Consider the following 23,840-nt stretch of genomic DNA (forward strand, 5'->3'; position numbering starts at 1 on the left):
GCGCACCGCGCGGGCCGTTCAGAGCAGGTCGCCCTTGCGGCTGTCCAGTGGCATCAGGAAGGAATTGTTGTCCTGCCACTGCGAGTGGTAGTCGCTGCTGCGCGCGTCGGGCACGCTGTTGGGCCAGCTGGACAAGGGGTTGAAGTCGCTGTGCGAGCGCGTGCTCCGCTGGCGGTTGAGCGCGCTGCGCAGGTTGGTCTGGGCCGCGATGATGGCGCGCTCTTCCATCTCGCGTTCGCGCATGGCGCGGTTGAGTTCGGACTCGCCCAGGAACTCGGCGCGGATCTCGGCCACCGTGGGCAGGCTGTTGGAGCGCACCACCCAGTACGGCAGGCCGATCTGGCTCAGCAGGGAGTGCTTGAGCGCGCGCGTGCTGCGCGGAATGCCCGCGGGACCCGGCACGTCCAGGCAGCCGATGACGCGGCCATCGGACTTGCAGACGGTGAAGGTGCAGTACACACCGCCCAGAAGCCGGTACCACTCCATGCCTTCCTCGCGTTGGCGAGGCAGGGTGAAGCGCGTCACCGGCAGCTTGATCATGACGTGGTGGTCGTAGAAGGCCCGCGCCAGCCAATGCCAGACGCGGGCTTCCTCGCTGTTGGCCAGCGGGCGCCCGGTCAGCGGCCAATGCTTGGGCAGGCGGCGCTTCTGCCGCGCCTGGCGCTCCGCCCAGGCCCGATGCGCCAGCGCGCCCACCGCCAGCAGGGCGGGTACGAGGGCGGCGATCAGCCAGGGGTGGGTCCAGATGCTCATGCGTTGGGGTCAGGGGCGACCAAGATGTATCAAAGTGTATAGAGGTGCCGGACGCACCGGGTATCCGCCTTGGGGCAAAGCCGGGCCGCTCGTGATTTGTTTGGTGATTTGGCGGCCAGGCTGTGGTCTGCAGGCTGCGGGGCGGGGGTGGGAACGGGGCGTGCGAGGCGATTGTGGGGTGGGATGGGGCGCACTCCGTCCCTCAGGGAAGGGAATCCCCGCTCAGGCCGTGATGGAAGACCGGAACCAGTGTTCAAGTGCCTCGGTGAGTTCGTGTGGTTTGTCACGGTGCGGGCTGTGTCCGCAATCCTGCAGGGTCAGGACGTCGGCGTGGCGCGCTTGTTCCCGCACGCGATGTAACTGTTGCAGCGTGCCGTATTCGTCCTGCTCGCCCTGCACCAGGAGCAGCGGGGCGCGGATGTCCGCGCAGGCGCCCAGGATGTCGAAGTCGCGAAAGGCCGGGCTGAGCCAGATGTCGTTCCACTGCCAGAAGGCGTTGTCCACGTCGCGGTGGTAACGGGCCAGGCGCTGGCGCAGGCCGCGCGGGTCGTCGTGCGTGGCCAGGTACTGGTCGCGCGCCTGGGCGATGGAACGAATGGACACGTCCTCGACGAAGGCGTGCGGCGCGATGGCGATGCAGCCCGCCACCGGGTGCCGGCTGGCGTGCAGCAGGGCGATGGTGGCCCCGTCGGAATGGCCCACGAGCACCGGTTCGCGCAGGCCCAGGCGGGACAGCAGCAAGGGCAGCACCTCGAAGGCCTCGCGGTGCATGTAGTCGGGCTCGTGGCGGCCGACATGCCAGAAGCCGTCCTGGCGCGGCGTGCCGCGCACGTCGGCCACCGGGTCCGACTGGCCGTAGCCGCGACGCGAGAACAGCCAGCCGGCGCGCCCGCTGGCGCGGCACAGCGCCTCGGGCCAGAACAGGTTGCGCTGGGTCCACATGGCGACGCTGCCCAGGCCTTCGTGCAGGAACACCAGGGGGGCGGGGCCGGACGGACCGGGAATGTGGGCGGCCTCCAGCCGCACGCCGTGAATGTCGATGCGATCCATGGGCGACATCCTAGCGGCCGGTTTGTCGGCGCTTGCGGGTATTCTTCGCGCCATGCGAGCGATGTTCGATGCCTTCTGGCGGGCGGTGGCCTACTGCCTGCACCCGCGCGTGATCGCGCTGTCCTTCCTGCCTCTGGTGCTCATGGTGGCCTTGTCGTTCGCCCTGGGCTATTTCTTCTGGGATGGGGCGGTGGCCTCCGTCATGGCCTGGTTCGAAGCCTTCGACCTGGTGCAAGCCTTCCTGGGCTGGCTGGAGCGCATGGGCATGGGGTCGCTGCGCGCGGTGTTCGCGCCGCTCATCGTGCTGGTGCTGGCCACGCCGGTGATCGTGCTGCTGTGCCTGCTGCTGGTGGCGGTGTTCATGACGCCCGCGATGGTCGATCTCGTGGGGCAGCGCCGCTTCCCCCAGCTCGAGAAGCGGCGCGGCGGCTCGTTCATCGTGAGCGTGTTCTGGTCGCTGGGCTCCACGCTGCTGGCGGTGGTGGTGCTGGTGCTGTCCATGCCGCTGTGGCTGGTGCCGCCCCTGGTGCTGATCCTGCCGCCGCTGATCTGGGGCTGGCTCACCTACCGCGTGTTCGCGTTCGATGCCCTGGCCACGCACGCCAGTGGCGACGAGCGCCGGCGCATCATGCGCGAGCACCGCGGCACACTGCTGTTGATGGGGGTGCTCTGCGGCTACCTGGGCGCCGCGCCCAGCCTGCTGTGGGCCTCGGGTGCCATGTTCATCGCCCTGGCGCCGCTGCTGGTGCCGGTGGCGATCTGGGTCTACACGCTGGTGTTCGCGTTCGCGTCGCTGTGGTTCGCGCACTATGCGCTGGCCGTGCTGGAGCACCTGCGCGCCGTGGTACCGGTCGAGGTGGTACCGGTCGAGCCCACGCTGGAGCCCCCAGCGCCGCCGCCCAGCCCCGATCCGCTGCCCCTGCCGCCCACCGCACCCGCGCCCGCACCATGAGCACCAGCTTCGGTCTGATCATCGTCGGCGACGAGATCCTGTCGGGCAAGCGGCAGGACAAGCACCTGCCCAAGGTGGCCGAATTGCTCGCCGAGCGCGGGCTGGCGCTGTCCTGGGCGCAGGTGGTGGGCGACGAGCGCGCGCGCATCACCGACGTGCTGCGGGCGGCCTTCGAGGGCCGCGAGCCGGTCTTCTGCTGCGGCGGCATCGGTGCCACGCCCGACGACCACACCCGCCAATGCGCGGCCGCGGCTCTGGGCGTGGAGCTCGCTCTGCACCCCGAGGCGGCGCGGCTGATCGAAGAGCGCATGCGCGACGTGGCGGCAGAGCAGGGCGTGCCCTTCGAACCCGAGCGGCCGGACAACGTGCACCGCTACAACATGGGCGTGTTCCCGGTGGGCGCCAGCCTCATTCCCAACCCGTACAACAAGATCCCCGGCTTCAGCTGCCGCGGCCCTGGCGGCGCCGACGTGCACTTCGTGCCCGGCTTCCCGGTGATGGCCTGGCCCATGCTGGCCTGGGTACTCGACCAGCGCTACAGCCACCTGCACCGACAAGGCGCTTGGCGCGAGCGCTCGGTGATCGTCATGGGGGCCATGGAAGCGGCGCTGACCCCGCTGATGGAACAGATCGAAGCCGCGCACGCCGTCAAGGTGTTCAGCCTGCCCAGCGTGGACCATCCCACCTACGGCCGCCACATCGAGCTGGGCGTCAAGGGCGCCGCGCCCGACGTCGAACCCGCCTTTGCCGAGCTGCTGGCCGGCCTGCGCGCGTGCAAGGCCGAAATGGGCCCCGAGTTGGTGCGTCCTTAAAAATCTCCAAATCAGTGCATGAGTGCACCAATACGGTGACAAATAGGCCGGCCAGGCGGTCCCAAGGCGGTGCGCGTGCACCCGAGGGCGCCGTTGCATGGCATGGAAACTGCATGTCACGCCCCCGTAGTCGCTTTTCAACCCACCCTTCCAGATACAGGAGCAATTGATGGCCAAGACCGTCGCAGACGTGATGCAGATGGTGAAGGACAACGAAGTCAAGTTCGTCGACTTCCGCTTCACCGACACCCGCGGCAAGGAGCAGCACGTCACCGTGCCGATTTCGGCTTTCGACGAGGACAAGTTCACCTCGGGCCACGCCTTCGACGGCTCGTCCATCGCCGGCTGGAAGGGCATCGAGGCCTCGGACATGCAACTCATGCCCGACCCGAACACCGCCAACATCGACCCCTTCTTCGAAGAGACCACCCTGTTCCTGCAGTGCGACGTGGTCGAGCCCAGCGACGGCAAGGCCTATGACCGCGACCCGCGCTCCATCGCCCGCCGCGCCGAGGCCTACCTGAAGGCCTCCGGCCTGGGCGACACCGCCTTCTTCGGGCCGGAACCCGAGTTCTTCATCTTCGACGGCGTGCGCTGGAGCAACGAGCCCGGCCGCGTGATGTTCGAGATCGAAGAGTACGAAGCGCCTTGGAACAGCGGCGCCAAGCTGGAAGGCGGCAACCGCGGCCACCGCCCCACCGTCAAGGGCGGCTACTTCCCGGTGCCCCCGGTCGACAGCACGCAGGACATGCGCGCCGAGATGTCCCTGATCCTCGAATCGCTGGGCATTCCTGTCGAGGTGTTCCACCACGAGGTGGCGGGTGCTGGCCAGAACGAGATCGGCACCAAGTTCAGCACGCTGGTCGAGCGCGCCGACTGGACCCAGGTGCTGAAGTACGTGGTCTGGAACGTGGCCAACGCCTATGGCAAGACCGCGACCTTCATGCCCAAGCCCTATGCCGGTGACAACGGCTCGGGCATGCACGTGCACCAGTCCATCTGGAAGGACGGCAAGAACCTGTTCGCTGGCGACGGCTATGCCGGCCTGAGCGACTTCGCGCTGTACTACATCGGCGGCATCATCAAGCACGCCCGCGCGCTCAACGCCATCACGAACCCCGGCACCAACAGCTACAAGCGCCTGGTGCCTGGCTTCGAAGCCCCGGTGAAGCTGGCCTACAGCTCGCGCAACCGCTCGGCCTCCATCCGCATCCCGCATGTGGCGAATCCCAAGGGCCGCCGTATCGAGGCGCGTTTCCCCGATCCTTCGGCCAACCCCTATCTGTGCTTCTCGGCACTGATGATGGCCGGCCTGGACGGCGTGGAGAACAAGATCCACCCGGGAGAGGCCGCCACCAAGGACCTGTACCACCTGCCGCCCGAGGAGGACAAGCTGGTCCCCACCGTGTGCCACAGCCTGGACCAGGCCCTGGACTACCTCGACAAGGACCGCGCCTTCCTGACCAAGGGTGGCGTGTTCACCGACTCCATGCTGGACGCCTACATCGAGCTCAAGATGGCAGAGGTGACGCGCTTTCGCATGGCGCCTCACCCGGTCGAGTACGACATGTACTACAGCCTGTGATGGCCGGCCCGCGCGAGCGGGCCCGCATTCGCAGAAGGGACGGCTCCGGCCGTCCCTTTTTTTTGGGCGCACGTCGCTGCGGGTTCGCCCCCGGCACTTTCGCCGGGCAATTGCGTCATACTGCCCCGCGCTCACCCTTGCTGGAGGTTCCGTGTCCGTTGTCCCGTCCCGTCCGATGCCCCGCCTGCCGCTGGTCCTGGCGGCCTTGCTGGCCACGCCGGCCATGGCGCAGGACACCATCTACCGCTGTGGCAACGAATACACCAACAACGCCGCGGTGGCCAAGCAGCGTGGTTGCACGCCGCTGCAGGGGGGCAATGTCACTGTCATCGAAGGCACGCGCCCCAGCCCGGCCGCTGCGCCGCGCAATCCCAGCGCCAGTGGCGGCAGCGGCAGCGCGCCGCGTGTGGACAACGCCGCGCAGCGCGCCCGCGACGCAGACGCCCGCGCCATTCTCGAGACCGAGCTGCGGCGGGCCGAAGAACGGCTCGCCGAGGCGCAGAAGGCCTATGCCAACGGGGAGCCCGAGAAGCAGGGCATCGAGAGCCGGAACTACCAGCGCTACCTTGACCGGGTGGCAGAACTGAAGGCCGCCGTCGCGCGCGCCGAGAGCGACGTGGCCGGCCTGCGGCGCGAACTGCAGCGCCTGGGACCCGCCGCCAACTGAGCCCTGCCGACAGGGCGCTGGCGCCGCGGCTTCTGCCGCACAATGGGTGGCTTGAAAACGCCTGACGCCACTTCCCTCATCCACCTCGTCGCGCGGCGCGGCGCGGCGCCCAAGGAGCCCGCCGCCCATCCGCGCTTCCAGGCGCTCGATCTGCTGGCCACCCTCGTGGCGGTGGTGGACCACCAGGGCCGCGTGCTCTTCGCCAATGCCGTGCTGGAAGACGCGCTGGGCCTGTCCCGGCGCAGCATCACCGGTGCCCAGCTGCAAGACTGCTTCACCGAACCCGTGTTGCTCGACAACGCCCTGAAGGGCGCGCGCGACAACGAGTTCGCGGCCCTGCGCTACGACGCCCACCTGCGCCGCCTCAACCACGACTCGCTGTCCGTGCATGTCGTCGTGGCCCAGACCGAGGGCACGGGCGAGGTGGTGGTGGAGATGCTGCCGCTGGAGCAGCAGACGCGGCAGGAGCGCGAGGCGCGCCTGCTCGACCAGGCCCAGGCCAACAAGGAGCTCATCCGCAACCTGGCGCACGAGATCAAGAACCCGCTGGGCGGCATCCGCGGCGCGGCGCAGCTGTTGCAGATGGAGCTGCAGGCCAAGGAGCTGATCGAGTACACCCAGGTCATCGTCCACGAGGCCGACCGCCTGCAATCGCTGGTCGATCGGCTGCTGGCGCCGCACCGCCGCCCGCACGTGGTGGGCGACGTCAACATCCACGAGGTCTGCGAGCGCGTGCGCGCGCTCATCCTGGCCGAGTTTCCCAAGGGCTTGCGGGTGGTGCGCGACTACGACACCTCCATCCCCGAGTTCCGCGGCGACCGCGAGCAGTTGATACAGGCGGTGCTCAACATCGCGCACAACGCGGCCCAGGCGCTGGCCGAGCGCATCGAGGCGGGCGATGCGCGCATCACCTTCCGCACCCGCGTGGGCCGCCAGCTCACCTTTGGCAAGCAGCGCTACCGGCTGGCACTGGAATTGCATGTCATCGACAACGGGCCCGGTGTGCCGGACTCGATCAAGGACCGCATCTTTTTCCCGCTGGTGTCGGGACGCGAGGGCGGCTCCGGCCTGGGGCTGACGCTGGCGCAGACATTCGTGCAGCAGCACCATGGCCTGATCGAGTGCGAGAGCGCGCCGGGGGAGACGGATTTCAAGATCCTGATCCCTTTGCCCTGACCGATTCGACACGCACGCACTTGCGCGACTGAAGGGACGACCGATACATGAAGCCGATCTGGATAGTGGATGACGACCAGTCCATCCGCTTCGTTCTCGAGAAGGCTTTGCTCCGCGAGAACCTGCCCACCCGCAGTTTCACGAGCGCGCCAGAAGTGCTCAAGGCCCTGAGCGACCCGGGCGACACCGACGGCCCGCAGATCCTGGTGAGCGACATCCGCATGCCGGGGGGCTCCGGCCTGGACCTGCTGGAGAAGGTCAAGGCGCGTTTCCCTCTGCTGCCAGTCATCATCATGACGGCCTTCTCCGACCTCGACAGCGCGGTCGCGGCCTTCCAGGGCGGCGCCTTCGAGTACCTGCCCAAACCCTTCGATCTGACCAAGGCGGTCGAATTGATCCGCCGCGCCGTCGACGAAAGCCTGCGCGAGGAGGTGTCCGAGGAGCGGCTGAGCGCGGCACCCGAGATGCTGGGCCAGGCCCCGGCCATGCAGGACGTCTTCCGCGCCATCGGCCGCCTCAGCCAGAGCCAGGTCACGGTGCTGATCACGGGTGAGTCGGGCTCGGGCAAGGAGCTGGTGGCGCGCGCGCTGCACAAGCACTCGCCGCGCGCCAACGGCCCCTTCGTTGCGATCAACACCGCCGCCATTCCCAAGGATCTGCTGGAGAGCGAGCTGTTCGGCCACGAGCGCGGCGCCTTTACCGGCGCGCAGACCATGCGCCGCGGCCGCTTCGAGCAGGCCGACGGTGGCACGCTGTTCCTCGACGAGATCGGCGACATGCCCTTCGACCTGCAGACGCGCCTGCTGCGCGTGCTGTCCGACGGGCACTTCTACCGTGTGGGGGGACACAGCGCGGTGCGCGCCAACGTGCGGGTCATCGCCGCCACGCACCAGAACCTCGAGCAGCGGGTGAAGGAAGGCGTGTTCCGCGAGGACCTGTTCCACCGCCTCAATGTCATCCGCCTGCGCCTGCCCGCGCTGCGCGAGCGGCGGGAAGACATCCCGATGCTCACGCGCTTCTTCCTGCAGCAAAGCGCCAAACAGCTCGGCGTGGAGCCCAAGCGCATCGCCGAGCCGGCGCTCAAGCTGCTCAGCGGTTTCGATTTCCCGGGCAACGTGCGCCAACTCGAGAACGTCTGCCACTGGCTGACCGTGATGGCGCCGGCCCAGGTGATCGAGGTCAAGGACCTGCCGCCCGAGGTGCTCCATGCCGTCGGAGCGACCGACGTGTCGGGTGGGGTGGTCAGCGCGCCGGTGCCGGTCACGCGGCCGGCGGAAGTGGTGGCCGTGAACGGGCCCGCGATGGTGGCGCCTGGGGCGCCGGCGCCTCAGGCCACCCCCGCCCCCGTGGACGCGCCGCCAGCGGAGAGCGCGCCGGCCGCCTGGGAGGCCGGCCTTCAGGCCGAGGCCCTGGCCTTGCTGGAAAACGGCCGCACCGATGTGTGGGACGTGCTCACGCGGCGCTTCGAAACCCGGCTGATCCAGACCGCGCTCGCGAACACGCGCGGGCGGCGCATCGAGGCCGCCCACAAGCTGGGCATCGGCCGCAACACCATCACGCGAAAGATCCAGGAACTGGGGATGGAGTGATCCATCCCTTGGGGCTCAACCGAGCGTGAGCACCACCGGCGCGTGGTCGCTGGGCTGCGGGTTTTTCCGCGGCAGCCGGTCGATCTGGCAGGCCGTCACGCGGCCGCGCAGGGTCTCGCTCACCAGGATGTGGTCGATGCGCAGCCCCCGGTTCTTCTGGAAGCCGAGCATGCGGTAGTCCCACCACGAATAGCTCTTCTCGGGCTGTTCGAACAGGCGGAAGGCGTCCGTCAACCCCAGTTGGAGCAGGGCCTGGAAGTGCTGGCGCTCTTCCACCGTGTGGTGGATCGTGTCCTTCAGGCCCACGGGGTCGTAGGAGTCGCGGTCTTCGGGCGCGACATTGAAGTCGCCGAGCAGCACCAGGCGGGGGTGCACCTTCAACTCCTCCTGCAGCCAGCGGTGCAGGGCCTCCAGCCAGCGCATCTTGTAGGCGAACTTTTCGGTGCCAGGCGCCTGGCCGTTGACGAAGTAGCAGTTGACCAGGCGCAGGGGCCCGTCAGGTGTGTCCAGGGTCCCTGCGATCACGCGCGACTGGTCGTCGGTGTGCTGCGGGATGTTGCGCACCACATCCGTGATCGGCGTGCGGCTCAGGATTGCCACCCCGTTGTACGTCTTCTGGCCGAAGGCCGCGGCGTGGTAGCCAGCCTCCTTCAAGGCGTCGAACGGAAACTTCTCGTCCACCAGTTTGAGCTCTTGCAGGCCGAGCGCGTCAACGGGGTTGGCGGCGAGCCAGTCCAGCACCTGGGGCAGGCGCACGGCGAGGGAGTTGATGTTCCAGGTGGCGAGCTTCATGGTTCTTGTCTTTGCGTATCGGGTCGAGCGGCCGCACGGTCGTGGCTGACGAAGGCGAAGGGCAGACCGTTCGCGGCGGTGTGGGCCTCGCGCGCCGTTTCGCGCCACTCGGGGCCCAGCGCGGGCATGAAGGCGTCGCCCTCGAAGTCGCGCGCGATCTCGGTCACCACCACGCGCTGCGCGCGCGGCAGGGCCTGGCGGTAGACCTCGGCGCCGCCGATCACCCAGACCTCGGGCGCGTCGGCGCACAGGGCCAGCGCTTCGTCGATCGAGCCCACCCGCAGGGCGCCCTCGGCCCGCCACGACGGATCGCGCGTGAGCACGAGATTGCGGCGCCCCGGCAGCGGCCGAAAGCGCGGCGGCAGCGAGTCCCAGGTCTTGCGGCCCATGAGCACCGGGTGGCCCAGGGTCTGGCGCTTGAAGTGCGCCATGTCCTCGGGCAGGCGCCAGGGCAGGGCGTTGTCCTTGCCGATCACGCCGTTCGCGGCGCGGGCATAGATCAGGTGGAGGCGCGGCATGGCGCTCAGACCGCGACGGGTGCCTTGATGGCCGCGTGGTGCTGGTAGTCCAGGATCTCGAAGTCCTCGAGCGTGTAGTCGAAGATCGAATCGGGGCGGCGCTTGATGCGCAGCGTGGGGTAGGGGTAAGGCGCGCGCGAAAGCTGTTCCTGCACCTGCTCGCGGTGGTTGCTGTAGATGTGGCAGTCGCCGCCCGTCCAGATGAACTCGCCCACCTCCAGATCGCACTGCTGCGCGAGCATGTGCGTGAGCAGGGCGTAGCTGGCGATGTTGAACGGCACGCCGAGGAAGATGTCGGCGCTGCGCTGGTAGAGCTGGCAGCTCAGCCGGCCGTCGGCCACGTAGAACTGGAAGAAGGCGTGGCAGGGCATCAGCGCCATCTTGTTCAGGTCGGCCACGTTCCAGGCGCTGACGATGATGCGGCGCGAGTCGGGGTTGGTCTTGAGCTGCTTGACCACCTCGGCGATCTGGTCGATGTGGCCGCCGTCGGGCGTGGGCCAGCTGCGCCACTGCACGCCGTACACCGGGCCGAGGTCGCCGTCTTCGCGCGCCCATTCGTCCCAGATGGTGCAGCCGCGCTCCTGCAGCCACTTCACGTTGCTGTCGCCGCGCAGGAACCACAGCAGCTCCACGATGATGGCCTTGGTGAAGACCTTCTTGGTGGTGACCAGGGGGAAGCCTTCCTTCAGGTCGAAGCGCATCTGGTGCCCGAACACGCTGACGGTGCCCGTGCCGGTGCGGTCGGTCTTGGGCACGCCCGTGGTGAACACGTGGCGCATGAAGTCTTCGTATTGGGAGCGGGCGGGGCGGGGGGCGGTCATGGGGGTGGCGCGGGAGAGGTGGCGCGGGTCGCCGGCATTGTGCACCGGCCCGCGCCGCTGCCGTCAGCGCTGCGCGGATACCGGCTGCAGCAGCAGGGGCGAAGGCGCCGTCAAGCGGGCGTCGAAGGGGTGCTCGGTGAGCGCGAAGAAGCGCTGGATGCGGCGGACGTAGTCGCGCGTTTCGGCGAAGGGCGGCACGCCGCCGTACTTGTCGACCGCGCCCTCGCCCGCGTTGTAGGCGGCCACGGCCAGCGGCACCTGGCCTCGGAAGTAGGACAGCAGCCAGCGCAGGTAGGCCATGCCGCCGCGGATGTTCTGCTCGGCGTCGAAGGGCTTGCTGACCGCGAAGCGCGCCGCGGTCTCGGGGATCAGCTGCATCAGCCCCTGGGCGTTCTTGTCGGAAAGGGCGTTGACGTTGAAGTTGGATTCGGCGCGGATGACCGCGTAGACCAGCCCGGGCTCCAGGCCGTAGCGCGGCGCGAGCTTGTAGACGATCTTCATGATGCGCTGCTGCTCGGCCGTGTCCACGTGCGCGCGGTAGGCGGTGGACAGGGCCTGCTTCTCCTCGGCCTGGCGCTGCTGCTCGGCCTGGTCGGCGGCGAGGCGGGACTCGCGCGCCTCGGCCTCGCGCACGCAGTCGGGCTTGTCGGCGGGCACTCCAAGGCGCTGGAACATGGCCTCGGCCTTGTCGTCGCCCAACAGGGCGGCGCGCGCGAACCAGTGGGCGGCCAGGCCGTCGTTGCGCGGCACGCCACGGCCGTTGGCGTGGATCCAGCCGAGGTTCCAGGCCGATGGCGCGTCGCCGGCCAGCGCGGCCTGGCAGTACAGGCGCATGGCCGCCGCCATGTCGCGCGCCACGCCCTCGCCGTGCTCCAGCGCCACGGCCTGTTCGCGCCAGGCCTGGCGTTCGCTGGCGTCGGCCGCCGCCTGCGCGGGGCCCGCGAGCAGGCCCAGGGCGAGCGCGCCCAGGGCGAGCCGCGAGGCGCCCCGGGGCCGGTCGGGCCGGCCCGCGGGCACCACTCCCTCGAGGGGGGCGCGCGACGCGTGGCGAAGGTGTGTCACTGGATCACTCGGCCGGGGTTGAGGCGGTTGTGGGGGTCGATGGCCTGCTTGATGCGGCGCATCAGCGCGAGCGCGACCGGGTCCTTGAAGTGCGCCAGGTGCTCCACCTTGAGGCTGCCCACGCCGTGCTCGGCGCTGATCGAACCATCGTAGCGAGCCACGGCGTCGAACACCAGTTGGTTGACCCGCGTTTCCTCCTGTTGGAGGAACTTTTTGGCATCTACGCCGGCCGGCGCCTGCACGTTGTAGTGAAGGTTGCCGTCGCCCAGGTGGCCGAAGTTGACCAGGCGCACACCCGGGATCTCGCGCGCCAGCCGGGCGTCGGTCTCGTCGCAGAAGGCGGGGATGCGCGACACCGGCAGGCTGATGTCGTGCTTGATGTTCAGGCCTTCCTGCGCCTGCGCCAGCGGGATGCTCTCGCGGATGTGCCACAGGCCATGCGCCTGGGCGATGGACTCGGCCACCACGGCGTCGCTCACCAGGCCCCGCTCGATGGCGGCCTCCAGCAGGCCTTCGAACTGGGTGCGGGCGTGGTCCTCGCCCTCGCTGTCGCTGTTTTCCAGCAGCACGCAGTACGGCGACTCCCGCCACAGGGGCACGCGCAATGGAGGCATGTGCCGGTCGACCAGTGAGAGCGCAAACTGGCCCATCACCTCGAAGCCGGTGAGCCCGGCGGCCAGGCGCTGCTGCGCCAGGCCCAGCAGATCGACGGCGGACTGCAGCGTGGGCACGGCCGCCCAGGCCGTGAGCCTGGCCGCGGGCGGCGGAAAGAGCTTGAGCGTGGCCGCGGTGATGACGCCCAGCGTGCCCTCGCTGCCCACGAACAGGTCGCGCAGGTCGTAGCCGGTGTTGTCCTTGCGCAGGCCGGTGAGGCCATGCCAGACCTCGCCATCGGGCGTCACCACCTCCAGCCCCAGGCACAGATCGCGCGCATTGCCGTAGCGCAGCACCTGGGTCCCGCCGGCGTTGGTGGCCAGGTTGCCGCCGATGGTGCAACTGCCCTCGGCCGCCAGGCTCAGCGGGAACAGCAGGCCCTCGGCCTCGGCCGCCTGCTGCACGGACTGCAGCACGCAGCCGGCCTCGACCGTCAGTGTGAGATTGGCCCGGTCGATGGCGCGCACGGCGTTCATGCGCTGCAGGCTCAGCACCACCTGGGTGCCGCTGCCGTCGGGCACCGAGCCCACCACCAGGCCGGTGTTGCCGCCCTGGGGCACCAGGCTGGCGCCGTGCGCGGCGCAGGCGCGGACCACGGCGGCCACCTCGGCGGTGGCGCCGGGGCGCACCACCGCCAGCGCGTGGCCGTGCGCGCGCTGGCGCCAGTCGCGCTCGTAGGCGCCCAGGTCGTGGGTGTCGCGCGTGAGCACATGGGCGGCGCCCACGGCCTCGCGCAGGGCGGCCAGCAAGGCGCCGCTCATGGCTGGCCGGCCGCGCGCTCGGCGGCCTCGTTGGCGGCGGCCACGTCGGCCGCCACGGCCTCGGGGCCGGCGGCGCGCAGGCGGATGCGCACGTGCAGCGCGCAGGCCACGAAGAGCAGCAGGCACAGCAGGGTCTGCCCGGCGGCCAGGGCGGTGGACAGGGCGCTTTCGCCGCTGGTGGCGCGCACCACGCCTTCGGTGAAGTACAGCCAGACCAGCAGGCTGAGCCAGCGGTAGGTGTACATGCGGTTCTTGAGCAGGCCGGCCAGCGGCAGGGTCAGCGGCAGCACCTTCAGCGCCCACCAGGAGCCGCCTTCGCGCAGCGGCGCCAGCCACAGTTCCCAGGCCAGGCCCAGCACGATCAGGCCGACGAGGCAGGCCACCGCGAGGCGGCGGGTGAAGGCCACGCGCGAAGCCGTGGTGGAGTCGATGGAAGGCATGCGGGCGGGGCGAAAAATGAGGCTGGCATGATACCGGCATGACCCTGTCCGAGCGCCTCGACACCCTGCGCGAACTGGCGCGCGACGCCTGGCACGGCGCGCTGCGTTTTCCCTGGCGCACCACGGCCATCACCCTGCGCGAGCGCTTCCGCGAGGACCGGCTGGGCATCACCGCCAGCAGCCTGACCTTCACCACCACCATCTCGCTGGTGCCGCTGTTCACGGTGGCGCTGGCCATTTTCAGCGCCTTTCCCATGTTCGATCGCCTGCAGCGCAACCTGCAGCGCAACCTGGTCGAAAGCCTGGTGCCCGAGAGCATCGCCCGCCCGGTGCTGATGTACCTGAACCAGTTCGCGGCCAAGGCCACGCAGATGGGCGGCGCGGGCGCGCTGGCGCTGCTGGTGACGGCGCTGGCGCTGATCCTCACCATCGACCGCAAGCTCAACGACATCTGGCGCGTGCGCCAGCCGCGCCCGGTGACGCAGCGCATCCTGGTGTACTGGGCCGTGTTAACGCTGGGGCCGCTGCTGCTGACGGCCAGCACGGCGGCGACCACCTACGCCATCGGCAGTGCGCGCCACGCGGCGGCGCTGCCCGCCCCGCTGGGCTTCCTGCTCGACTCGCTGCAGCTGCTGCTGGTGACCGGCGGCCTGGCGGCCCTGTACCGCTACGTGCCGAACACGCGCGTGCGCTGGAGCCATGCGCTGGCGGGCGGCTTCTTCGCCGCGGTGGCGCTGGAACTGGCGAAGGAGCTGCTGGCCTGGTACCTGAAACAGGTGCCGACCTTTTCGGTGCTGTACGGCACCTTCGCCACGGCGCCCATCCTGCTGGTGTGGATCTACCTGGCCTGGGTGATCGTGCTGCTGGGCGCGGTGATCGCGGCCTACCTGCCGAGCCTGCTGCGGGGCGTGGCGCGGCGCGGCGATTCGCCGGGCTGGAACTTCCAGCTCGCGCTGGAGGTGCTGGCGCAGCTCGGCGCCGCGCGCGCCGAGGCGCCGCGCGGCCAAAGCCTGGAGGCGCTGGCCGCCTCCCTGCGCGTGGAGGCCCTGCAGCTGGAGGAGCCCGTGGCGGCGCTGGTCGCGCTCGACTGGCTGGGCCGGCTGGACGAGGAGGGCGAGCGCTACGTGCTGCTCATCGACCCCGACCACACGGCGCTGGGCCCCTTGATGGAGCGCCTGCTGCTGGCGCGCCAGGGCCCCACGGCGCGCCTGTGGGAGCAAAGCCGCTGGGCGGGGATGACCGTGGCCGAGGCCTTGCCGGAGGCGATGGCGCTGCGCTGAGGCGCGGCGCGCCTCAGCCCGCCGCGAACGGTGCCGCCAGAAACCCCCGGAAGCGCGCCCGCCCGCCGCGCGTGGGCGCGGCCGTGAGCCGGTAGTTCGGGAAGCGGTGCAGGAAGCGCCCGATGGCGATGCGGCCCTCCAGCCGCGCCAGGCTCAGGCCGGCGCACTGGTGGATGCCAAAGCCGAAGGCCAGGTGCTTGTTGGGCTCGCGCGCGATGTCCAGCGCCTCGGGGTCGGCGAACTGCGCCGGGTCGCGGTTGGCCGCGCCGATGCACAGCGTGACCAGCGTGCCCGCGGGCAGGTCCACGCCGCCGATGCTCACGTCCTTCACCGCGCGGCGGTTGCCGAGCTGGTTGGACGATTCGTAGCGCAGGAACTCGTCCACCGCGCGGTCCAGCACGGCCACCTCGTCCTCGCCGCCCAGGCGCTGCAGCAGCCGCTCGCGCACCGCGGGGTGCTCCTGCAGCGCCACCAGGGCGTTGCCGATCAGGTTGGTGGTGGTCTCGTGGCCGGCGTTGAGCAGGAAGATGCAGTTCTGCAGCAGCTCCACCTCGCTGAGCTGCTCGCCGTCCGCCTCGCCCTGGATCAGGCGCGTGAGCACGTCGCGCTCCGGGTCGCCCGGGGCCTGGCGGCGCGCGGCCACCAGGATGCGCAGGTAGTCGCACATCTCGGTCACGGCGCGGTGACCGCGCTCGGCCTGGGCGGGGGTGAGGGTGGGCTCCAGCGCCCCCAGGATGGCCAGCGACCAGTCGCGCAGCGGCCCGCGCTCGGCGTGCGGCACGCCCAGCAGGTTGCCGATGATCTCCACCGGAATGGCGGACGCGAAATCCTCGATCAGGTCGCCGCCCTCGTGCACGGCGATGCCGTCGAGCAGGCGGTCCACCAGCTCGATCAGACCGGCTTCCATGTCGGCGATGGCGCGGCGCGTGAGCGCGCCCATGATCAGGCGGCGCACGCGCGTGTGCAGCGGCGGGTCGTTGAACACCAGGCTGGTGGTGTGGTGCTCGAACAGCGGCGTGCCCAGGCCGTACTTGGGCGCGAACTCCACGTGCTTGTCGGAGCTGAACGAGGCCGCGTCGCGGTAGACGGCGGCCAGGTCGGCCCAGCGCGTGAGGAAGACCGAGCCGTCGGGCATGCGGCGCACCGGGTCCTGCTCGCGCAGCGCGCGGTACACCGGGTAGGGGTTGGTGAAGAAGTCGGGCGGCAGGGCGCGCAGGTCGAAGGCCTGCGCGATGGCCTGCGCGCGCGCGTCGCCCATCGGCGGGGTGATGTGGTCGGCGGTGATCGTCATGCCTGGAGGAAGTCGCGGATCGCGAACAGCGTGGCGTCGGGGGTCTCGGTCATCTGGTGGTGTCCCACGGGCAGGGTGACCACCTTCACGGTTTTGCCGGCCGCCTGGGCGGCGTCGATCAGTGGCTTCGCGGCCTTGGCCTGGGTCATCTGGTCCTGCGCGCCGAGCAGGAACAGCACGGGGCAGGTGAGGGCTTTCACCGCGGCCTCGCCGTGGGCATAGGTGTCGCAGGCCACGAAGCCGCGGTGGAACACGTTCACCTTCGGGTTGCTGCGCAGCACGCGCCGGCCCAGGGCCATGCTGGCGCCGTACACCCAGGTGCCCGGCCCCAGCGCCGAGGGCGGCGCGGCCAGGGTGCTGCGGCTGAAGACGTTGATCATGGCCAGCGCCTTCTCGGGCTGGTTCAGCGAGGCCTCGATCAGCGCCGGCGAGACCTTCATCGGGTAGGCCGTGCCGACCAGCACGGCGTGCGTGATGCGCTCCTTCAGCCGGCCCGCGGCCTCCAGCGCGATCAGCGAGCCCCAGCTGTGGCCCACCAGCGCGGCCTTCTGCACGCCGGCGGCGTCCAGCAGCGCGGCGACGAAATCGGCCGCCGCCTCCACGCTGGCCGGCGCCTCGCCCTGGCTGCGCGCGTGGCCCGGCAGGTCCACGGCGAGCACGTTGAAGCCGTGGTGGGCGAGGTAGCGGCTCTGCAGGATCCAGACGCTGTGGTCGTTCAGCACGCCGTGGATGAAGACCACGGTGGGCTGGGCGGCGTCGAAGGGCTTGCCGCCGGTGTAGCAGTAGGTTTTGGCGCCGTTGACGGTGAGTTCCATGTCAGGCCTTCCGCAGGGCCGCCCCAAGGGGGGGCTGCGCCCCCTCGGGGGGCAGTGAATACACGAAGTGATGAACGTGGGGGCACATGTTCAGGCCCCCGTTTTTTCAGCGGCCTTGAGCGCGCGCTTGAGGTCGTCGATCAGGTCGTCGGCGTCTTCCAGGCCGATGGACAGGCGGATGGTGCCCGGGCCGATGCCCGCGCCCGCCAGGGCCTCGTCGCTCATGCGGAAGTGCGTGGTGCTGGCCGGGTGGATCACCAAGGAGCGGCAGTCGCCCACGTTGGCGAGGTGGCTGAACAGCTTGAGCGCCTCGATGAAGGCGCGCCCTTGGGCGCGCGAGCCTTTGATGTCAAAGCTGAACACCGAACCCGCGCCACGCGCGCCGAAGCGCAGCAGCCGGTTGGCCAGCGCGTGGCTGGGGTGCGACTCGATCAGCGGGTGGCCCACGCGGCCCACCAGCGGGTGGCTGGCCAGGAACTGCACCACCTTCTCGGTGTTGTCCAGGTGGCGCTCCATGCGCAGCGACAGGGTCTCGATGCCTTGCAGGATCAGCCAGGCCGTGTGCGGGCTCATGCAGGCGCCGAAGTCGCGCAGGCCTTCGCGGCGCGCGCGCAGCAGGAAGGCGCCCACCGTGGATTCCTCGGTGAACACCATGTTGTGGAAGCCGTCGTAGGGCGCGCTGAACTCGGGGAAGTGGCCGGCGGCGTCCCAGTCGAAGCTACCGCCGTCGATCAGCACCCCGCCGATGACGGTGCCATGGCCGCTGAGGAACTTGGTGGCCGAGTGGTAGACCAGGTCGGCGCCCAGCTCCAGCGGCTTGACCAGGTAAGGGGTTGTCAGGGTGGAATCCACCAGCAAGGGCACGCGCGCCTCGTGGGCGATCTGCGCCACGGTGGGCATGTCCAGCACGTCCAGGCCCGGGTTGCCCACGGTTTCGCCGAAGAGCAGGCGGGTGTTGGGCCGGATGGCGGCGCGCCAGCCATCGATGTCGCCGGGCTTGACGAAGGTGGTGTCGATGCCGAAGCGGCGCATGGTGTAGTGCAGCAGGTTCTGGCTGCCGCCGTACAGCGCCGTGCTGGCCACGATGTGCGAGCCCGCGCCCATGAGCGTGGCCACCGCCAGGTGCAGCGCGGCCTGGCCGCTGGCGGTGGCGATGGCGCCGATGCCGCCTTCCAGCGCGGCCATGCGCTGCTCGAACACCGCGTTGGTGGGGTTGCTCAGGCGGCTGTAGACGTGGCCCGCGCGTTCCAGGTTGAACAGGGCGGCGGCGTGGTCGCTCGACTCGAAAACGAACGAGGTGGTGAGGTGGATGGGCACGGCGCGCGCGCCGGTGGCGGGGTCGGGCGCGGCGCCCGCGTGCAGCGCGAGCGTGTCGAAGCCGGGGTCGGCGTGGCCTGCCATGGGGTGTTGTCTCCAGAAGAACCTGTCAGTGAAAACCGATACGCCGCCGGGCCGCCCCAAGGCGGATCAGCCCCCTCTGGGGGCCGCGACCCGCGCAGCGGCGGAGCGTGGGGGCACGATGATTGTGGGCTATATTGACCCACCCGCTCAGAGCGGAAGCGACACCCCCAGAGGAGACCCACCATGAAAGTCAGCGACATCCTGCGCGTCAAGGGCGGCACGCTCTACACCGTCTCGCCCGACGAACGACTCGACGTGGCCGTGCAAACCATGGCGCAGTTCGACATCGGTTCGCTGGCCGTGATGGAGCACGGCGAGCTGGTGGGCATGCTGACCTTCCGCGAACTGATCGAGACGCTGGCGGCCAACGGCGGCCAGCTGGGCGGCAAGATCGTGCGCAGCGTCATGGACGACCACCCCATGACCTGCACGCCCGAGACCGAGCTGGAAGCCGTGCGGCCCATGATGCTGGAGAAGCACACGCGCTACATGCCGGTGATGGAGGCCCGCATGCTCATGGGCGTCATCAGCTTCTACGACGTGGCCAAGGCCGTGGTGGACAGCCAGAACTTCGAGAACAAGATGCTCAAGGCCTACATCCGCGACTGGCCCGAGGAAGAGACGCCCGCGGACCCGCCGCCGCAGCTGCGCGTCGCGCGCTGATCGCCCACCGCCACCCGTCCCGGGACACGACGGAGCCGGCCTCGCCCGGCCGGTGGTGTGGTCGTGCGTCATCGCCTGCGAAGTGGCGCGGGACCTGGTGTGCGTGGCGCAGCGCGCAGCCCGGGTGGGCGGGCTGAGGGCTGGGGCTGCGACGCTGGGGGCTTCGACGCGCAGCCCTTCGCTGCGCGAAGGGTCCCCTGCGCTCCTCGGCTGCGCGCAGGCGCCCCCATCGTCGCAGCCCCAGCCCTCAGCCATAGGCCGATGAGCGAGCGGAGAAGCCCCGACGCGGTCGGTGCGTCGCGGCCCCAGGGACGGACCGCTTTGCGTCGAAATGGATGGCGGCACACGACCGGGAGCGGTCGTGCATGAGCCGACAATCGGCTCATGCACGACAACTTCTTTGACAGTCCCTTCAAGGGCAAGCTCCTCTCGGAGCAGGTGGCCAACCCGAACATCGAAGTCGGCCGCTACAGCTATTACTCAGGCTACTACCACGGCAGATCGTTCGACGACTGCGCCCGCTATCTCTCGCCCGAGCCCGGTGGCGCGGCCGATCGCCTGCGCATCGGCAGCTTCTGCTCGATCGGCACCGGCGTGTCGTTCGTGATGGCGGGCAACCAGGGACACCGGTACGACTGGGTCTCCTCGTTTCCTTTCTTCTACATGAAGGAAGAGCCGGCCTTCGCCCGGGCGCTGGACGCGTGGCAGCCCGCGGGGGACACCGTGGTAGGCAACGATGTTTGGATGGGCGCCGAGGCGATCGTGATGGCTGGCGTGACCATCGGCGACGGTGCGGTGATCGCCAGCCGCGCCGTGGTGACGCGGGACGTCGAGCCTTACGCCATCGTCGGCGGCAACCCCGCGCGCACGATCCGCAAGCGCTTCAGCGACGAACGCATCGCATTGCTGCTGGAGATGCGCTGGTGGGACTGGCCCATCGAGCGCATCCGCGACGCGATGCCGATGCTGTGCTCCGGCGATATCGAGGCGCTGCATGGATGGTGGCTGGCCGGCGCCGACTGACAGGTACGCGGGCGCGTCGTTTCCCTTACCCTGCGTGCGCTGGGCGATGCCCAGGACATGCTGCCGTGCCGCGGGGAACATCCCGGCCAGCGCCCCGGAGCAGGCCCGGCAAGGGCCTCGCCGATAATCGGCGGCCTATGAGCGGCAACACCCTTGGCACCCTGTTCCGGGTCACGAACTTCGGCGAATCCCACGGCCCGGCCATCGGCTGCGTCATCGACGGCTGCCCGCCCGGCATGGACCTGTCCGAGACCGACATCCAGGGCGACCTGGACCGCCGCCGCCCCGGCACCAGCAAGTTCGTCACCCAGCGCAACGAACCCGACGCGGTGGAAATCCTCAGCGGCGTGTACGAGGGCAAGACCACCGGCACCCCCATCTGCCTGCTCATCCGCAACACCGACCAGCGCAGCAAGGACTACAGCGAGATCGCCCGCACCTTCCGCCCGGGCCACGCCGACTACACCTACTGGCAGAAATTCGGCGTCCGCGACCCGCGCGGCGGCGGCCGTTCTTCGGCCCGCCTTACCGCCCCCACCGTGGCCGCCGGCGCCGTGGCCAAGAAGTGGCTGGCGCAGAAATTCGGCACCCACTTCCGCGGCTGCATGGTGCAGGTGGGCGAGTTCGTGATCCCCTTCGAGGGCTGGGAGCACGTGCCCCACAACCCCTTCTTCGCGCCCATGGCCGACGTCTCGGCCATCGAGGACTACATGAACGCCCTGCGCAAGCGCGGCGACTCCTGCGGCGCGCGTCTGCGGGTCACGGCCACCGGCATGCCCGTGGGCCTGGGCGAGCCGCTGTACGACCGGCTCGACGCCGACATCGCGCACGCCCTGATGGGCCTGAACGCGGTCAAGGGCGTGGAGATCGGCGCCGGCTTCGCCAGCGTGGCCGACTTCGGCAGCACGCACGGCGACAGCCTCACGCCCGAGGGCTTCGCGGCCAACAAGGCCGGCGGCGTGCTGGGCGGCATCAGCACCGGGCAGGACCTGGAGGTGCAGATCGCCATCAAGCCCACGAGCTCCATCCTGGTGCCGCGCGAGAGCATCGACATCGAGGGCAAGAGCACCGAGCTCATCACCAAGGGCCGCCACGACCCTTGCGTGGGCATCCGCGCCACCCCCATCGCCGAGGCCCTGCTGGCCCTGGTCGTCATGGACCACGCGCTGCTGCACCGCGCGCAGTGCGGCGACGTGCGCACGGACACACCGGACATCGCCGCGCGCGCCCGTGGCTGAGCGCGGCCGGCTCTTTGCCTTCTGCGCGCTGTCGGGCAGTTACTTCGCGCACATCGGTTTCTTCAATCCGTACCTGCCGCTCTGGCTCAAGGACCTGGGCTTCGGCCTGCTGGCCATCAGCGTGCTCACCTCGGTGCAGGCGGCCACGCGCCTGTTCGCGCCCTATGGCTGGGGCTGGCTGAGCGACCACACCGGCGAGCGCGTGCGCCTGCTGCGGGTGGGCGCCGGCGTGGCGCTGCTGTGCTCGCTGGGCCTGTGGTTCGAACTGAGCGGCCCGCTGCTGTTCGTGGTGCTGCTGCTGATGTTCACCCACACCAGCGGCATGATGCCCATGAGCGAGGCTGTGCTGGCCCAGCAGGTGAGCCGCGATGGCCGGCTGGACGTGCGCCGCTACGGCCGCGTGCGGGTCTGGGGCTCGCTGGGCTTCCTGGTCACGGTGCTGGCGGCCGGCGCCTGGTTCCAGGCCTTCGGCATGGGCAGCTTCGCGGCCTGGACCTCGCTCAGCCTGGCCGCCGTGGCGCTGAGCACCTGGCTGCTGCCCGACGCGCGCGAGCCCGCCGCGCACCAGGCCAGGGCCGAGCCGATCGGGCCCGTGCTGCGCCAGCCGCGCATGCGCTGGTTCTTCGCGGCCGTGTTCTTTCACGTGCTCGCGCACGTGTTCATCTACGTCTTCTTCTCGCTGCACCTGGACGCGCTGGGCTACCCCAAGTCGGCCATCGGCGCGTTCTGGGCCGCCTCGGTGCTGGTGGAGATCGGCTGGTTCCTCACCCAGGGGCGCTGGATGCCCGCCCTGTCTTTGCCGGGCTGGCTGGCGCTGGGCGGCGCGCTCACCGCGCTGCGCATGGCGGTCACGGCCGGGCTGCCGTCGGTGTGGCCGCTGCTGGCGCTGGCGCAGCTGACGCACGCCATCACCTTCGCGGCGCACCACACGGTCTGCATCGCCTGGATCAGCGAGCACTTCCCGGGTCGCCTGCGCGGGCGCGGGCAGGCGCTGTACGCGGTGCTGGGCTACGGCCTGTCGGGCGTCACCGGCGGCCTGCTGGGCGGCCTGGTGTCCAGCCGCTTCGGCCTGGCCAGCGTGTTCTGGCTGGGCGCGCTCTGCGGGCTGGTGGCCGCCGCTTGCGCGCTCAGGGTGCGGGCGTTGACGCGAGCCAGCGGCGGAACGGGTTGAAGCCCGTCACCAGGCCCGTGGCCACCAGCACCAGCGCGCCGCCGATGAACAGGCCGCTGGAGAGCTCCTCGCCCAGGAACAGGTGACCCCAGGTGACGCCGAAGATCGGGATCATGAAGGCCGGGCTGATGGCCGCCACCGGCGAAACGTGGCGCAGGATGCGCAGGTGGACCCAGTAGGCGGTGCCCGAGGTGACGATGCCCAGCACGCCCACCGCCATGAGCGCGGCCGGCGTGAACGTGGCCTGCGGCCAGGCCCAGGCCGCGCCGGGCAGCAGGAACACCAGGGCGCCGGCGTGCAGGCCGGCCGCGATGGCCAGCGGCTCCATGCGCGTGGTGGCGCGCTTCATCAGCGGCGTGGAGGCCCCGTAGCCGGCCGAGGCGGCGATGCAGGCCAGCACGGCCAGGATGGTCGGGCCATCGAGCCGCACCGGGCCCAGTTGCACGATGAGCCCCACGCCCACGAAACCCAGGGCGCAGCCGATGAGCTTGTGGCGCGTCAGCGTGTCTTCCTTCAGCCAGGCGGCGGCCAGGGTGCCGAACAGCACGGCCGTGGTGTTGAGCAGGGCGCTGTAGCCGGCCGGCAGGTACAGCGCGGCCCAGGCGTAGAGCAGGAAGGGTAGGACCACGGTGAGCGTGCCCAGCCCCAGCAGCTCGCGCCAGTGCTTCCAGGGCCAGCGCTGGCCCAGCGCGCGCATGACGATGGTGAGCACCACCAGCGCCAGCGCCACGCGGATGCCGGCCAGCGGCAGCGGCGTGAGCGCCGGCGTGGCGATGCGCAGGAACAGGAAGGAAGCCCCCCAGAGCGCCGACAGCCCGACGAGCTGGGCGAAGTGGCGGGTTTTCACCGGGCGGCGGCCTTGCGGACCAGCCCTTCGATCGCGAGTTCGTAGCCCGCGACGCCGAAACCGACCACGATGCCCGCCGCCACCGGCGACACGTAGGAGTGGTGGCGGAAGGCCTCGCGCGCGTGCACGTTGGAGATGTGCACCTCCATCACCGGCAGCGGCGCGACGCCGGCGATGGCGTCGTGCAGCGCGATGGAGGTGTGGGTGTAGGCGCCGGGGTTCATCACCACGCCCAGCAGCTCGCCGGCCTTGAAGCGCCGGCCGGCGGCGTGGATGGCGTCGATCAGCGCGCCCTCGTGGTTGCTCTGCAGCGCCTCCAGCGTGTGGCCCAGGCGCTCGGCGGTGGCGCGGCAGCTGGCCTCCACGTCGGCCAGCGTGGCCGCGCCGTAGGTGGCGGGCTCGCGCGTGCCGAGCAGGTTCAGGTTGGGGCCGTTGAGCAGCAGGATGGCGGGCATGGACGGGCTTTCCTTGTGATCCGA

General features: G+C 70.2%; 24 protein-coding genes. 11 read left to right on the forward strand and 13 right to left on the reverse strand.

Annotation, left to right across the window (positions count from 1 at the left end; all coding sequences use genetic code 11):
• Window positions 1-18: 18 nt before the first annotated feature.
• On the reverse strand, window positions 19-753 hold the full coding sequence (locus JNX00_RS08295; RefSeq protein WP_070398180.1) for a DUF2726 domain-containing protein: 735 nt from the start codon (window positions 751-753) through the stop codon (window positions 19-21).
• 222 nt (window positions 754-975) lie between these two features.
• Window positions 976-1,803, reverse strand: coding sequence for an alpha/beta hydrolase (locus tag JNX00_RS08300; RefSeq protein WP_204744661.1), 828 nt, complete (start codon window positions 1,801-1,803; stop codon window positions 976-978).
• Between the two features lie 52 nt (window positions 1,804-1,855).
• Here JNX00_RS08300 and JNX00_RS08305 point away from each other — a divergent pair, with 52 nt between their 5' ends.
• From JNX00_RS08305 to ntrC, 6 genes are all read left to right on the forward strand, one after another.
• The gene (locus JNX00_RS08305) at window positions 1,856-2,755 is read left to right on the forward strand and encodes an EI24 domain-containing protein (protein WP_239478279.1); all 900 of its coding nucleotides are present in this window, start codon (window positions 1,856-1,858) and stop codon (window positions 2,753-2,755) included.
• The gene (locus JNX00_RS08310; RefSeq protein ID WP_204744663.1) at window positions 2,752-3,567 is read left to right on the forward strand and encodes a molybdopterin-binding protein; all 816 of its coding nucleotides are present in this window, start codon (window positions 2,752-2,754) and stop codon (window positions 3,565-3,567) included. The genes JNX00_RS08305 and JNX00_RS08310 overlap by 4 nt, the downstream gene beginning before the upstream one ends.
• A gap of 169 nt (window positions 3,568-3,736) precedes the next feature.
• Window positions 3,737-5,152: a type I glutamate--ammonia ligase gene (gene glnA / locus JNX00_RS08315; RefSeq protein ID WP_070398176.1), complete on the forward strand. Its 1,416-nt coding sequence runs from the start codon at window positions 3,737-3,739 to the stop codon at window positions 5,150-5,152.
• Between the two features lie 175 nt (window positions 5,153-5,327).
• Window positions 5,328-5,819, forward strand: coding sequence for a hypothetical protein (locus tag JNX00_RS08320; RefSeq protein WP_070398175.1), 492 nt, complete (start codon window positions 5,328-5,330; stop codon window positions 5,817-5,819).
• Between the two features lie 42 nt (window positions 5,820-5,861).
• The gene (glnL, locus tag JNX00_RS08325; RefSeq protein WP_239478280.1) at window positions 5,862-6,995 is read left to right on the forward strand and encodes a nitrogen regulation protein NR(II); all 1,134 of its coding nucleotides are present in this window, start codon (window positions 5,862-5,864) and stop codon (window positions 6,993-6,995) included.
• Between the two features lie 47 nt (window positions 6,996-7,042).
• Complete coding sequence (gene ntrC / locus JNX00_RS08330; protein WP_204744664.1) at window positions 7,043-8,584, forward strand: nitrogen regulation protein NR(I); 1,542 nt, start codon at window positions 7,043-7,045, stop codon at window positions 8,582-8,584.
• 15 nt (window positions 8,585-8,599) lie between these two features.
• Here the strand turns inward: ntrC and xth are convergent, their stop codons facing one another.
• The 6 genes from xth to JNX00_RS08360 form a co-directional block, all read right to left on the reverse strand.
• Window positions 8,600-9,376 (reverse strand): exodeoxyribonuclease III, encoded by a 777-nt coding sequence (xth, locus tag JNX00_RS08335; protein WP_204744665.1) that lies wholly within the window; start codon window positions 9,374-9,376, stop codon window positions 8,600-8,602.
• The gene (locus JNX00_RS08340; RefSeq protein WP_204744666.1) at window positions 9,373-9,894 is read right to left on the reverse strand and encodes a dihydrofolate reductase; all 522 of its coding nucleotides are present in this window, start codon (window positions 9,892-9,894) and stop codon (window positions 9,373-9,375) included. The genes xth and JNX00_RS08340 overlap by 4 nt, the downstream gene beginning before the upstream one ends.
• Window positions 9,895-9,899: 5 nt before the next feature.
• Window positions 9,900-10,715 carry a thymidylate synthase gene (locus JNX00_RS08345; RefSeq protein ID WP_070398266.1) on the reverse strand — a complete coding sequence of 272 codons (816 nt, stop codon included), beginning with the start codon at window positions 10,713-10,715 and terminating at the stop codon, window positions 9,900-9,902.
• A 63-nt stretch (window positions 10,716-10,778) separates the two neighbouring features.
• On the reverse strand, window positions 10,779-11,777 hold the full coding sequence (locus tag JNX00_RS08350) for a transglycosylase SLT domain-containing protein (protein ID WP_239478281.1): 999 nt from the start codon (window positions 11,775-11,777) through the stop codon (window positions 10,779-10,781).
• Entirely contained in the window at window positions 11,774-13,192 is a 1,419-nt protein-coding gene (locus tag JNX00_RS08355; protein WP_204744667.1) for an FAD-binding oxidoreductase, read from the reverse strand. The genes JNX00_RS08350 and JNX00_RS08355 overlap by 4 nt, the downstream gene beginning before the upstream one ends.
• Window positions 13,189-13,632 (reverse strand): DUF2069 domain-containing protein, encoded by a 444-nt coding sequence (locus JNX00_RS08360; RefSeq protein ID WP_070398170.1) that lies wholly within the window; start codon window positions 13,630-13,632, stop codon window positions 13,189-13,191. Before JNX00_RS08360 ends, JNX00_RS08355 begins: the two co-directional genes overlap by 4 nt.
• Window positions 13,633-13,670: 38 nt before the next feature.
• Here JNX00_RS08360 and JNX00_RS08365 point away from each other — a divergent pair, with 38 nt between their 5' ends.
• A complete protein-coding gene (locus JNX00_RS08365; RefSeq protein ID WP_070398169.1) occupies window positions 13,671-14,912 on the forward strand; it encodes a YihY family inner membrane protein in 1,242 nt (413 codons plus the stop codon).
• 13 nt (window positions 14,913-14,925) lie between these two features.
• Here the strand turns inward: JNX00_RS08365 and JNX00_RS08370 are convergent, their stop codons facing one another.
• From JNX00_RS08370 to JNX00_RS08380, 3 genes are all read right to left on the reverse strand, one after another.
• On the reverse strand, window positions 14,926-16,203 hold the full coding sequence (locus tag JNX00_RS08370) for a cytochrome P450 (protein ID WP_204744668.1): 1,278 nt from the start codon (window positions 16,201-16,203) through the stop codon (window positions 14,926-14,928).
• Window positions 16,200-17,018, reverse strand: coding sequence for an alpha/beta hydrolase (locus tag JNX00_RS08375; RefSeq protein WP_070398167.1), 819 nt, complete (start codon window positions 17,016-17,018; stop codon window positions 16,200-16,202). The genes JNX00_RS08370 and JNX00_RS08375 overlap by 4 nt, the downstream gene beginning before the upstream one ends.
• Window positions 17,019-17,108: 90 nt before the next feature.
• A complete protein-coding gene (locus JNX00_RS08380; RefSeq protein WP_204744669.1) occupies window positions 17,109-18,419 on the reverse strand; it encodes an O-acetylhomoserine aminocarboxypropyltransferase in 1,311 nt (436 codons plus the stop codon).
• Between the two features lie 183 nt (window positions 18,420-18,602).
• Between JNX00_RS08380 and JNX00_RS08385 the strand changes: the two genes are divergently transcribed.
• The 4 genes from JNX00_RS08385 to JNX00_RS08400 all read left to right on the forward strand — a co-directional run bounded on the left by JNX00_RS08385 (window position 18,603) and on the right by JNX00_RS08400 (window position 22,514).
• A complete protein-coding gene (locus tag JNX00_RS08385) occupies window positions 18,603-19,082 on the forward strand; it encodes a CBS domain-containing protein (RefSeq protein ID WP_070398165.1) in 480 nt (159 codons plus the stop codon).
• Between the two features lie 384 nt (window positions 19,083-19,466).
• A complete protein-coding gene (gene catB / locus JNX00_RS08390; protein ID WP_070398164.1) occupies window positions 19,467-20,105 on the forward strand; it encodes a type B chloramphenicol O-acetyltransferase in 639 nt (212 codons plus the stop codon).
• A 137-nt stretch (window positions 20,106-20,242) separates the two neighbouring features.
• Window positions 20,243-21,343, forward strand: coding sequence for a chorismate synthase (gene aroC / locus JNX00_RS08395; RefSeq protein ID WP_204744670.1), 1,101 nt, complete (start codon window positions 20,243-20,245; stop codon window positions 21,341-21,343).
• Complete coding sequence (locus tag JNX00_RS08400) at window positions 21,336-22,514, forward strand: MFS transporter (RefSeq protein ID WP_204744671.1); 1,179 nt, start codon at window positions 21,336-21,338, stop codon at window positions 22,512-22,514. Before aroC ends, JNX00_RS08400 begins: the two co-directional genes overlap by 8 nt.
• On the opposite strand, the gene JNX00_RS08405 is transcribed toward JNX00_RS08400, so the two are convergent.
• Both JNX00_RS08405 and aroQ read right to left on the reverse strand, forming a co-directional pair.
• Window positions 22,471-23,361 carry a DMT family transporter gene (locus JNX00_RS08405; RefSeq protein ID WP_070398161.1) on the reverse strand — a complete coding sequence of 297 codons (891 nt, stop codon included), beginning with the start codon at window positions 23,359-23,361 and terminating at the stop codon, window positions 22,471-22,473. The two genes, JNX00_RS08400 and JNX00_RS08405, sit on opposite strands and share 44 nt — an antisense overlap.
• Window positions 23,358-23,816 carry a type II 3-dehydroquinate dehydratase gene (gene aroQ / locus JNX00_RS08410; protein ID WP_070398160.1) on the reverse strand — a complete coding sequence of 153 codons (459 nt, stop codon included), beginning with the start codon at window positions 23,814-23,816 and terminating at the stop codon, window positions 23,358-23,360. Before aroQ ends, JNX00_RS08405 begins: the two co-directional genes overlap by 4 nt.
• Between the last annotated feature and the right edge of the window lie 24 nt (window positions 23,817-23,840).

The sequence above is a fragment of the Hydrogenophaga sp. YM1 genome (assembly GCF_016903055.1).
Lineage (GTDB): Bacteria > Pseudomonadota > Gammaproteobacteria > Burkholderiales > Burkholderiaceae_C > Hydrogenophaga > Hydrogenophaga borbori.